At 43.3% G+C, this 12,872-nt stretch carries 6 protein-coding genes; all 6 read right to left on the minus strand.

Features of this window, described 5'->3' with window-relative positions; all coding sequences use genetic code 11:
• Window positions 1-275 precede the first annotated feature (275 nt).
• Window positions 276-704 (minus strand): immunity protein WapI, encoded by a 429-nt coding sequence (wapI, locus tag NX903_RS19300; protein WP_003227169.1) that lies wholly within the window; start codon window positions 702-704, stop codon window positions 276-278.
• A 61-nt stretch (window positions 705-765) separates the two neighbouring features.
• A complete protein-coding gene (gene wapA, locus NX903_RS19305; protein WP_086344502.1) occupies window positions 766-7,770 on the minus strand; it encodes a tRNA nuclease WapA in 7,005 nt (2,334 codons plus the stop codon).
• Between the two features lie 164 nt (window positions 7,771-7,934).
• Window positions 7,935-8,870, minus strand: coding sequence for a DMT family transporter (locus NX903_RS19310; RefSeq protein ID WP_086344635.1), 936 nt, complete (start codon window positions 8,868-8,870; stop codon window positions 7,935-7,937).
• 151 nt (window positions 8,871-9,021) lie between these two features.
• Window positions 9,022-9,468, minus strand: a complete 447-nt coding sequence (locus NX903_RS19315; RefSeq protein ID WP_015714985.1) for a universal stress protein — start codon at window positions 9,466-9,468, stop codon at window positions 9,022-9,024.
• Between the two features lie 102 nt (window positions 9,469-9,570).
• The gene (bglH, locus tag NX903_RS19320; RefSeq protein WP_086344636.1) at window positions 9,571-10,980 is read right to left on the minus strand and encodes an aryl-phospho-beta-d-glucosidase; all 1,410 of its coding nucleotides are present in this window, start codon (window positions 10,978-10,980) and stop codon (window positions 9,571-9,573) included.
• Window positions 10,981-11,002: 22 nt separating this feature from the next.
• Window positions 11,003-12,820 carry a PTS beta-glucoside transporter subunit IIABC gene (gene bglP, locus NX903_RS19325; RefSeq protein ID WP_144499887.1) on the minus strand — a complete coding sequence of 606 codons (1,818 nt, stop codon included), beginning with the start codon at window positions 12,818-12,820 and terminating at the stop codon, window positions 11,003-11,005.
• Window positions 12,821-12,872: the final 52 nt, after the last annotated feature.

Raw genomic sequence — 12,872 nt, forward strand, 5'->3', positions numbered from 1 at the left:
ATCATTCTCTTGTTTTCGTTGTCGTTCATGTTTAGATTTGTTCTAAAAAAGCTTGTATCGCTTATCGATACAAGCTTTATCTTCAACTGCTTAAAACTCACCCAGTGGGCTTTTCACAAAACGCTGGGAACCTTTTTGGCAAATCCTCTTCATCCCAATCAATTCTATATTTTTAGATTCTTTTGTCATACAAATAAGAGAGGATGGTAACATCTCTTATTTAATGTTCCATCAATAAATGCCCCATTTTTATCCAATGCAGAAATTATTTATAATTAAGGAAGTTTAGAAGGATTTTTTGTATTTTCAAGATTTAATTTTAAAGCGGTCACAAAAGACTCTAGCTTTTCTTCATTACAATTAATTTCGAACAAGTTGGAGTTCGACTTACTTTCTTTATAATCATCAAATATAATTTTAATCTTAATTCTGTAATTTCCGTTTTCTTGATCAATACTAAGAAATAAGAATGGTTCAATAGTCTCTAAACTGATACTGTCTTGATTTCCTTTTATCATAGTTTCGATCCCAGATATCAACACCTTATATTCACTTTCTAATAAAACAGCAGAAAAATCGCGAACGACGGCTTTCTTATTTTCCAACAATTCAAATACAGATAAAATAAATGGATCATCGTCCAACTCTTGATACCTTCTCGGTGTTAATTCAAGTTCTATACAATCATCTTTTATTTTGGCCATATTTCCTCCTCATTTAAAGTTTAAGTGAGGGTAGTTGTCATCCCCCCCTCGCTTAACCTTATTAACGCCTTCTCTTAGATTTATTTCCTTTTCCGTGTGTATGGAATACGTGTTTAGAACCCTTAGCTCTTGAACTTCCATAAGCTGTGATTACTTTACCCCTTTTATTTAAAACAACTGTAGCTTTTTTTCCAACATATTTCGTTGCCCCATTAGGTTGTTTTATTACTTTTTTAGGGCTTCGCACAGCATTCAGTTTGGCCCTTAAATTGACTCCACGGCCTCCATTTCTTCCTATAGATTGATTAAGTCCATGTCTTGTATGACCTGTGATTTTAACTGCCTTCTTCGTAAACTTATAGGCGCGACTAGCACCCTTAAATATCTTCCCAGGACCAAAATTAGAAGCAGCTGCCCAAGCAGCACCTTTCCATCCTTTACCTGATTTATATGCCTTATATCCATCATAGGCTGCAAATCCGGCATTTACCACAAGCCATACCCAATGCCCATCCGGGTCAACCTTCATCACCGGATTGTTATTGGCATAAGTATACCCATTCTGATCCAATGAATCACCGTCACTTCCCGGGTCTGGGTCGAGCGATAGGAACACGCCGTTTCTTGGCTCGTAGTAGCGGGCCATGAGATAGTACAGGCCGGTTTCTTCGTCGTATTGGTAGCCTGCGTAGCGGTAGCGATTGTCTTTTACTTCGTCGCTTGCTTCGGTTTTTGTTGGATTTCCCCATGCGTCGTATTGATACTTGGCAACGGTTTTTCCAGTGCTGTCTGAGATCGCGATGACGTCGCCGTGTGCGTTGTAGTGATAGAAATATTTCTTGCCATTTTCTGTGTAGGATAACAGCTGGCCGCTGTCCCCGTACGTGTACGATTTTGTGACGTTGTTGTCCGCGTCTGTTTCATACAAGACGTTCAAGCTATCTCCGTCGTAGAAGTAGTTCGTGACTTTTCCGTTGACGGTTTTTTGGATTCTGTTTCCTTTTTCGTCATACTTATATGTTGCGAATGGCTTGTCTTCGCCTTTTTTGGTAACGGCGGTCAGGTTATCTTCTGCATCCCACGTATATGTGAATTTGCCGTCGGATGTGCGGTTGCCGTTTTTATCGTAAGAGATGCTTTCATCATTGACTTTTGTCAGCTGGTTCATGATGTTGAAGGAAGCGTTCACCGTTTTGCTTGAGCCGTCTTTTACAGTTGTAACGGTTTTCCGGTTCCCGAATCCATCATATGTGTATTCAATAACAGTACCGTCTTCATGGGTTTCTTTGACAAGCTGATTCAGCTTCCCATACTCATATTGCACCTTGCCACTTGCTGAACTGTTTATAGTGGTACGGTTTCCGTTGGCATCATATTCATAGCTTTCCGTCAGAATGTTTCCGCCGTTTTTGTCACCGATATGCAGCGAGCTTACAAGGTTTCTTTCGTCATATGAAAAACTTGTTCCACCGCCGTTGCCCGTAATAAAGGTTTGGACGTTGCCATTTTCATCATAATCAAATGAATAGGAAGATGTACTGTCTTTCATCTCAATCATTTGATCCAGCTTGTTATACGTAAATTGATTCGTTCCTTTTTGGTCCCCATGAGTCCACGAGAAGGTTTTCAGCTTATCGGAGTCACTAGGGTATGTCCAAGTTTGACTGCCGCCGCGGTCAGTCAATTCGGTTAAACGATTTTTATTGTCAAATGTCCGTTTCTTTGTGGTGTTCTGCTCTTTATTAACGACCGACGTTTCATTTCCATTTTTGTCATACGTGAAATTGTACTTTTCTGTACCGTTATACGACTTTGATTTCACCCGGTCTGTTCCATCATAAGAAAGAGATACTTCGTTGCCATTCGGTGAAATGGTTTTGGTCAGATTGCTGTTGGCATCATATTCGCTTGCTAGCACATTGCCCAGAGGGTCAGTTGTTTTGACAAGCTTGCCCATCACATCATATTCGTATTTATAGGTTTGATCTGCTCCCGCCCGGATGGTTTTGCTTACCTCATTGCCTTCCTTATCATAGCTGTGAAGGATAGAAGTGCCGTTGGAGAGCGTCATGTTTGTCAGTTGGTCTGCCTGATCATACGTATAGGATGTTTTTTCACCTTTTGCATCCGTTTCAGACGTTTTCTTACCAGTTTCATCGTAATCAGTTGAAGTAGAGTATCCTAGTTCATCTTCTTCCTTGGTCACATAGTTACCATTACTGTCATACGTGCTTTTTGTCAGAAGGCTTCCTTCAATCAAACGGATATCATCAAACCACGCGGTTCCTGTTGCGCTCTTTTGGAACAGTATGCTGATATCGACTTTATTGATCGGCTTTGTTTTTGGTATAACAACAGCTGCGCGGTTCCATTCCTGTGTTCCAGAAGGGAATTTCGCATTGTATACGCCTGTGCTGCCGTCCGCGTAAGTGACATTAGCCTGCAGAGAATAGTCTTTTTCATCTGTGAACTTGACACTGCTTGCTTTCGACATGCCTGTCAGTGTGAGATAAACCGGTTTGTCATTTGCGCTTTGCCCTAAGACAACGGTTTGTTTTGATACTGATCCGGCTTGGGACGCACTGGTCCGGGCAACTTTTAATGATACTTCATCATTAAAGCCTTCTTCAAAATCAACGGATGCCCCGCTTACATTCCAGTTTTCCGTTGCTGATGTGAAGCTACTGTTTTGAACTGGGTTATAGCTCGATGATACTTCGCCTTTTTCCAGCTGGACTTCATCGAACCTTGCTTTTCCTTTACCATCTTTATCTTTATGATCGACTTCCATATACACAACAGCTTTTCCTGCATTCGCTGGAGTCGTAAAAGTGATTTGCCGTTTTGTCCAGTCATTTTTTCCGGCTAATGCACTGTATTCATTGTGAATCCACTGAATTCGTTTTTGATCTTTGTCTCGCAAATCAATGTTAAAGTAGGCTCTTGATTTCACTAGATCTGTTTTGATTTTCCCGCTTAATGTATAGGTTGTATTCGGCTCCAGCTCAACTGTTTGTGTTGCTGACGAATACCCATGATCTGTTCCGGCAGAAGTTGATTGGCTCAAGACTTCCAATGCCTTTGATCCGGAAAGAACCCCGCTTTTATCGGTGATAATTGAGATTTTGCCGCTGTCTTTAGAAGCAGTCAGATTCCAGCCGGATTTTTGTGCTTCAAAGCTTCCATCTTTCAAAATATTAGTTGAAGCTGATAAATCTTTGCTGGATTGAATCTGATTTCCGTATTTATCATAAACGGCTGCTGACGATGATTTTCCACTCTGATCGGTTTCGGATACAGCATCCAGTCCGTCATAAGCAATATCCGTGACATTGCCCTCGGTATCCTTCATTTTTGTGACATCGTTGTTTTTGTTATATTCGTATGTCTCAGTTCCATATGCGTCTTTAACCGACGTAACGTTGCCATCTTTGTCATATTGATAGCTTTCCGTTGCTTTTCCGGTGCCGACGTCGTTTGGATCGACATCTTCTACGACATTGTTGCCTTCATATTTTGTATTCGTTGTAATTTTTAGCCCTTCAGCATCATCAATGACCTGAATCGGATTTCCCGCCTCATTATAGCCATACTGTACCTTCCGGCCATTTGGCTGTGTCATGAGAAGTGTCTTTTTATCAGCATCATAGCTGTAGACATATGTTTCTTTTTTAGCGTTGATCGCTTTTTCGAGACGGTGTCCGCTATACTGATATTCGGTAAAGACAGGCTTTGCTTCGGTACTGTTGGCTGAATACTGTTTGACAAGGCGCCCTTCACTATCGTAGTCATAGCTTGTGACAATCCCGTCTGTATCTGTAACCTTCTTCAGCAAATCATTCTCATATGAGTAGGTGACTTTCTTATTTTTAGGTCCTGTGATGGACGTCACATGGCCGTTTTCATCATAGGTAAATGTAAGCTTGCGGCCTGATGCATCTGTAATGGCGGTCAGTTGATTTTTGTCATTGTAAGTATAGACAGTTGCATTGTTATGGCCATCCACTACCTTTTGGAGTTTGCCGCCTTTTTTATTGAAATAAGCATTGGTTTGATCTTTTGTTTTTAATATGAACTGATCAGCAGTTTCTGTTAATTCAAGATATACACCGGTCGGCGGCTGAAACGTGCCATCGGCTTTTTTCGTGAATCGATGTGTCGTAGCGTCTTCATCGATATACATTGCCCCGCCATCCGTTGAGATGACAGATGTTTCTGCATCAGCATACCAGCCTTGTCCAAATAAGTGATCAGAGCTGTCAAGACTGTTGTAGGTTCTCGATAAGCCAAGTCCCGGACCGCGTCCGTCAATTGACAAATCTTCTTCATTCACAATGACATTGCCTGTCGCACCATTTAACTGGCCGCTTGGGATATCAATGATAGACCAGTATTCTTCTGTCCCAAGGAATTCTGCTCCTTCATGGAACGTTGGGTTAAAGGGCGCCGTTGGAATTGTTTCACCATTCGCATCATAAGCGACAAGCGTGAAAGAATAATTCTTCTTCCCTTTGTAATTCCCATTTGCATTGTTATAGACAGGTGATGGATCGAGGGCTAATTCCCCGCCTTTTCCATCTGTATGAAGCTTATAGCTTCCAGCTTTGATTTCCTCAGAAGTCGGCCAGATGTTTTTATTTTGGGTTGTCCAATGATCCGCGTCACCCACATCAAAGGATTGATATTCTTTACCGTTGTAAATGTTAACTTTATAGCCTTTCGCATTTTGAACCTTTTCCCATATCAAATTCACATAGCCCGTTTGACTCGATTTTGTATTTGTATACAAATAGCCAGTTAAATTCTTTGGCTTAGCGATATCAGGAAGTGCCGGGTTAGCAGCCGGTGATGCAATGGATTCGCCGTCTTTGTTGTATGCGATAATTTTAAACGAGTAATTTCTTTTGGCTCCATCTCCCCCGGCGTTTTTATAAGTTGGGCCGGGATTGATCGGCAGCTCTGCACCATTGCCGTCTTTCAGATGAAGAGCATATTTCCCAGCCTTAATTTCAGCACTTGTCGGCCAAATCTTTTTCCCTTTGGTGGTCCAAGACGTCTGATTTCCCAGATCAAGTGTCTCAAAGCCTTTCCCATTGAACACCTGAATCTTATAGCCGGTTGCACCAGATACAGCTTTCCAAGAAAGATCGAAATAACCTGTGGCATTCCCATTATTGTAGCCCTTTGCTGATGGTGCTTGTGCTTTTCCTACATTAGGGATAACGGGCTTTGCCGGTGCGGACATCGCTCCTTCACCTTGGTCAAATACTGCACTGACGCCAATCCAGTAGTTTTTGCTTGTAGCATAGCTTCCGCCGGAATTCTTATAGACCGGGGATGGATCTAATGCCAATTCAGCTCCACCCTTGCCGTCCAGATGCAGTTTATATCTCTTGGAGGCAATTTCTGCGCTCGTAGGCCAGATTTTTTTCCCTTTTGTGCTCCACGACGTGACGTTGCCTGCAGAAATCGCTTGATATTCCTTACCATTGTAGATCCATACCTTATATCCTTTTGCGCCTTCAACCTTTTTCCAGCTGATATCGAAATAACCTGTGGAATCGCCGTTGTGATAAGCTTTAATTGTAGGGGTGTTTCCCTTTGGTATGGTATACGTCACTTCAATATACGGTTTATTGGCGGAGTTCGCTGAAGAAATTAGTTTTTTCCAATACTCCTTGCCGTTTCCGTTTGTATGAAGCTTAAATCCATAGTTGGCCCCGCCAGAGTTCCATGACTTTACAGCAGCAGTCACGTCATAACTCGCCCATTGTCCTTTATGGACGTCGGCTTTTCCGATATTTTTAGATGCCGGTTTGGTGTTCCATGTCACTTTTGCATTATCATAATTGCTGTTTACCGTATCCAGCCAAAGACCGGTTGCCTTTGTTCCATAATAGGAATGGGCTACGTATGTTTTTAATGTAGCTTTAGTGACAGTCATATTTTGAATTGGCTTTAGGTTGTTAAATTTCATGAACGCATAGTTTGTGCCTGTTGTTTTGTCATAATAGCCCGTTTTCAGTACATAGGCCTTTAAATTAGCATCCCATTTTTGTGAGGAGGCCGAATAGTTCGTCGTCGGGTAGGCACTCATGACAAACGTGTCCGATGAAACAGATAAAGAAGTTGACGGGTCGATAGATACTGGATATACGCGTTCTGGGTCTTTCAGCCAGTTCTCGTCTGCCGTAAGATGAAGCAAATACCCTTCTTCATTCTTTTCCAGCTTATAGCTGACTTTGTCTGACCGTTCAACCTCGCCGGAAAGCTCATCTAGTTTTGAATCCGTCATAAAAGGCTTAGGCACAGAAAAAACAACTTTTCCTTTTTCATCAGAAAAATCAATGGATCCATCCTCTTGCTCTTTAGCCTGCAAATCGGTTTTTAACTGAAATGTAAATGTGTTGTATCCATTATACTGATGAAGGACTAAATCTTCTTTTATGTTTTCATTGAATGTGAAAGTCTGAAGATCAATATTCGGAAACACATCCGGATACACAATCTCATTACTGTCAGTCTTATAATCTGCTGAGGTATCTTTCGGAGTAAGTGAAGTTTTATTCGGGCCTTTCGCTTCTACAAGTGAATATGTAACCTTATGGTCATTATGCTCAAAAGTCGCATAAAGCCCGTTCTTCATTTGCTTTTGAAAATCTGAATTCAAAATAGCGTTCTCTGTCTCGACTTGTTTGCTTGTCGACTCTTTTAACTCAGGAGAAATGTCTTCCCAGTCGGCATCAGGTGTTTCCTTTGTATGAATAGGATCAAGATATACTTCCTGTTTATAGACACCGTCACCTTCATAATAGAGTTTTGTATTTTCTGTTCTTTCAGAGGTGATCTCACCCTCTTTGTTTATATCTTTTGGATCAAAAGGTACAGCTTCCTCAGTTTGTTCTTTCTGAAGAGTTTCTTCTGGATCATCGGCAGCAATACGATTTCCATTCTCTTCTTCTGTGGTTTTTGCCAGTACATCTGCTGGCACTAATGAAATGATTAAAGCCAACACTAAAAATGCTGCTATGAACCTTTTAAAGTTTCGCCTCTTTCTTTTTTTCATTTTCTCTCTCCTTTTGTAATAAAAGTAATATTTACTCAATAATCTTAACTAGACTGAAATATTATTACAATATTTTTCTAGAAAATTTATCTTATTTTAAGGATTAGCGAGAGTCAATTGACCTAAAACAAAAAAAGGCCGCATAGGCCTTTTTACATTTTCCATTATTGCATTTGTTCAATATCCGTACCCTCAGCTGCCACATTCGCCTTCCCCTGCCTCCTGACAAGCGTCAAGGCCATGCCCGCAAAGATCAGCACGATGCCAAGCGTTTGATAGAGGTCAGGGCGGAAGCCTGTGAAGACGGTATCGAGCACGATCGCGACAGCGGGGTCGAGAAATACAATGATTGAAATAAATTTCGTTGATAAAAATCGCAAACTGTCAAAAAACAACAAATATACAATACCCGTATGGATGATGCCGGTAGATACCACCATAATCCAGTTTCCCTGAGATAGGTCAGCAAAAGCGCCAAAGTGAATAAACGGAATCAGGATGATAACCCCTAAACCCGTCTGCAAGAAGGTGGTCGTGTAAGGACTGAGATTGTGAATGCCTTTTCCCAATAAAGTGGTGAACGCATAAAACAGTGCGGCGAGAACTGCCCATATGATCCCTGATCCCATCACCTGTGTCAATGAAGTGCTGCCGTTAATCCCGGAAATCAGCGCAGTTCCCAGAAAGCAGATGATAATGGAGCTGACGGAGATCACATTTAATTTCTCTCTGTAGAAGAAGCTCCCCAGAAGAAGAACAAGCACCGGCGCTAGATGATAAACGGAGATGGCAATTGTAACGGACGTTTCTTCAAAAGACTTAAATAAAAACACCCAGTTGAATACAAGAAAGAAACCGCACGCCAATGTTTGCAGCACGTCTCTCTTGCTCCATTTTTCAGTTTTATACTGGCCGGACGCCAGCCAGCAAAGGCCTAAAAACAGCGTCGCGCAAAGGCAGCGGACAAAGACCAATTCAAATGACGGCAGATTGGTATGCTCTGAGAAAAAGCCGATGGAGCCGAAAATCACCATAGAGATGACCATTTTGATTACGGCTGTTGATTTTTGTTTTGACGATATGGAAAGATCCTGTTGCATCAAACGTATTCTACCTCCAATACTGCATAGCATAAACTGTTTTTTGTGAATTCAGAAATCTACACATAGAATTCCTCTTTTTTACATGTAGATATTATAACACTTCTATTCTAAATAAAAAAAAGCGCCCAAGGGCGCTTTTTTTACAAATCTATCGAACAATCAAAACCGGGCATGTTGATAATTGAGACACTTTATGGCTGACGCTTCCAAGCATCATTTCTTTCAGACCGCTGATCCCCCGGCTGCCAACTACAATCAGGCTGACGCCTTTCTCTTTTGCGTGATTTAGTATCTCATACGCCGGCTCGCCATTCGCGTAAATGGTTTCAGCTTGAACGCCTTTTTCGGCTGCTTTTTCTTTTGCATTCTCAAGGATTTTCAGGCCCTCTTTTTTAACCTCGTTCCTGATTTCATCAATAAAGTGTTCAGGCACATAGACAATTCCCGTCAGAGAAGAAGTCGTGACGACGGCTTCTCTCCCCACATGAAGAATGCTTAGTTCCGCTTGTTGCTCTTTTGCCAAATGCACTGCGGCATCAAGCGCTTTTGCACTCATGTCTGATCCGTCAATCGCTACTAACATTTTGTTAAACATGCTCTTCCCGCCTTTCGGACTGTGGGTGGTTCATCTTTCTCTTTTATTGTCCGCCTGCATTTTGTTATTGTCAATTGAAGCGTATGAGTTTTCAAAAATTTGTCAGATACTCTCTCCGTTTGTGGCGATGACCTGCTTATACCAGTTGAAGCTTTTTTTCTTGATACGATTAAATGTTCCATTTCCTTCATTGTCCCGGTCCACATAAATGAAGCCGTAGCGTTTTTTCATTTCCGCAGTAGATGCGCTGACAAGGTCAATTGGCCCCCATGATGTGTATCCGATTAATTCAACGCCGTCCGCAATGGCTTCGCGCGCTTCAATTAAATGATCACGCAGATAGTTGATTCTGTAATCGTCCTGAATCGTGCCGTCCTCTTCAACCTTGTCTACAGCGCCAAGGCCGTTTTCAACGATGAACAGCGGCTTCTGGTAACGGTCGTATAAGGTGTTGAGCGTGATGCGCAAGCCTTTCGGATCAATCTGCCAGCCCCATTCTGATGATTTGAGGTAAGGGTTTTTGACTCCGCCCAGCAGGTTGCCCCCTGATTTTGCAAGCTCTTCCGGATCTGTGCTTGCCGCCATCGACATGTAGTAGCTAAATCCAATATAATCCACCGTATGTTCTTTCAAGAGCTCTTCATCGCCTTCAGCCATTTCAATTTCAATATTGTTTTCTGCCAGATAGCGTTTCATATATCCCGGGTATGCGCCTCTTGCCTGAACATCTGAGAAGAAAAGTGTTTTGCGCTCATTCTCCATTGCCGCGAAGACATCCTCCGGCTTAGAAGTCATCGGATAGGTTGTCGTTGCCGCTATCATACAGCCGATTTTCGAATCAGGAATGATGTCGTGACCCGCTTTGACAGCAAGAGCACTGGCCACAAATTGGTGGTGTGCCGCCTGGTACATCGCGTTTAATTTGTTTTCTCCTTCTTCAAAAACAAGACCGCCCCCGGTAAATGGCGCATGGAGCACCACGTTAATTTCATTAAACGTCATCCAATACTTCACTTTGTGTTGATAGCGTTTGAAAACCGTTTTGGCATAGCGTTCATAAAACTCTATGACTTTACGATTCTTCCAGCCGCCATAATTTTTCACTAAACCGAGCGGCATTTCATAATGAGAGATGGTTACGACAGGCTCAATATGATGCTTTAACAGCTCATCAAACAGATCATCATAAAAGCTGAGGCCTTCTTCATTAGGCTTCTCTTCATCGCCATTCGGAAAAATTCTCGTCCACGCAATCGATGTGCGGAACGCCTTAAATCCCATTTCTGCAAATAAGGCGATATCCTCTTTATAACAATGATAAAAGTCAATCCCGTTGTGATACAGATTCAAGGAAGTCATTGATTCATCAAATGGAGACATGATCCCGTTCGGCGATACGTCAGCTGTCGAAAGCCCCTTACCACCCTCGTTATAAGCACCCTCCACTTGGTTGGCAGCAACTGCGCCGCCCCATAAAAATCCTTCTGGAAATCGTTTTGCGTTTGAACTCATATTGATCACCCCATTAGTTTTTTCAAGATAAAGCAAGCAGCGCTTCTTTTGTCTGCACTTTACCGATCTCTTTTACCGGCGAAAATGAATATTGGTCTGTGTTGGTCACGATCACCGGGGTAATGACGTCATATCCCGCGGCTTTGATTTGCTCCAGATCAAAGGACACGAGCGGATCTCCCGGTGCGACCTTGTCGCCTTCTTTGACGTGAGCCGTGAACCATTGCCCCTCCAGCTTCACTGTGTCCAATCCAATGTGTATGAGTATTTCAGCTCCCTGATCACTCGTAATGCCAATTGCGTGTTTTGTTTTAAAAACGGTGGTAACGCTTCCACGAACAGGCGAAACAACTTCTCCTTCTTCAGGCTCAATGGCAAATCCTTTTCCCATGATCCCGGCAGAAAACACTCCGTCTTTGACTTCGCTTAATGCTTTCACTTCTCCCTTAATCGGGCTGTGAATGATCTCTCTGCTGCCCGGCTGCTGGCTGCCGTCAGAAGGCACATCCTCGAATCCAAGCAAATACGCAGCTGCTGTTCCCGCCGCAAACGCAATCACAAGGCCGATCATCGCGTAAATAAACGTTGGGCCGATAAAGACAGGGATGCTCGGCAGACCTGCATTCCCCCCGACGATATAGGAAGCAACACCCGTCATGCCGTAAAACGCGCCACCGGCTGCACCGCCAATCAAAGCGGCCGCAAACGGCTTTTTCAATCGCATATTCACGCCGTACATCGCAGGTTCTGTGATCCCCATCAGCGCCGTGATGCTTGTGGTAAGCGCGAGTGATTTAAATTTTTTGTTTCTGGAGCGAAGGAAGACGGCAAATGATGCTCCCGCCTGCCCCATATTCGCCAAAAACATAGCCGGCAGTAAATAATCGTGGCCGTTTTGAGCGATGTTGTTGATCATGATCGGCACAAAGGCATAGTGCATGCCCGTCATAATGATTAAAGAGAATGTACCCGCCAGCAAAATCATCGCCACAAGCCCTGCATGATCAAACAAATAATTGACCCCAGAAGACAAGTATTCTCCTAAAATAGCACCAAGCGGACCGACTGTAATCAATGTCAGCGGCACGACAATCAATAATGTCAACGTCGGAACCACAATCAATTTGAGAGATGCGTGTGTAAAACGGTCAATCCATTTTTCTACGTACGAAGCAATCCAAATCGCCAGCAAAATTGGGATGACCGTTGACGAATAAGTGGCAGCGGTTACAGGAAGCCCGATAAAGGAAATCGGTTTCCCCGCACCGAGCAGGGCTGTCAAATCCGGATGCAGAATCGCCGCCGCAATGGCTGCCGCTACGTACGGATTGCTTCCGAATTTTCTCGCCGCACTCATCGCTAGCAGGAGCGGCAGGAAGTAGAACGCGCCGTCACCGACAGCCGTCAAAATGACATGAACCTGGCTCTTCTCCGCCATCCAGCCAAACGTAACTGCCAGCGCAACAAGCCCTTTGATCATCCCCGCTCCCGCAATCGCAGGCAGAATCGGGGTAAACACACCAGAAATCACATCAAAGACCGCACTCAGCACATTCTTTTTCTGAGAGGATGAACCAGCGCTCTTTTCATCACTGAGATTGCTGTGCCGCACAATCGCCTGATACACCTTCGGCACATCGTTTCCGATAATGATTTGAAACTGCTCGCCGCTGATATTGGTGCCCATCACTCCAGGCAGCTGCTCCAACTGACTGCGATCCGCCTTCGAATTGTCATGAAGATTAAAACGCAGCCTCGTCATGCAGTGGATCACGCGCTGAACGTTGTCTTCACCGCCTACGAGTTGTAATATGTCCTTCGATAATTTATCATAATCCATGTGTATACCTCCTTTTTATGGGGGGACTGCTGGAAGAAAGGTGGCCGCCTTT

The sequence above is a fragment of the Bacillus sp. FSL R5-0576 genome, assembly GCF_038004765.1.
Lineage (GTDB): Bacteria > Bacillota > Bacilli > Bacillales > Bacillaceae > Bacillus > Bacillus subtilis.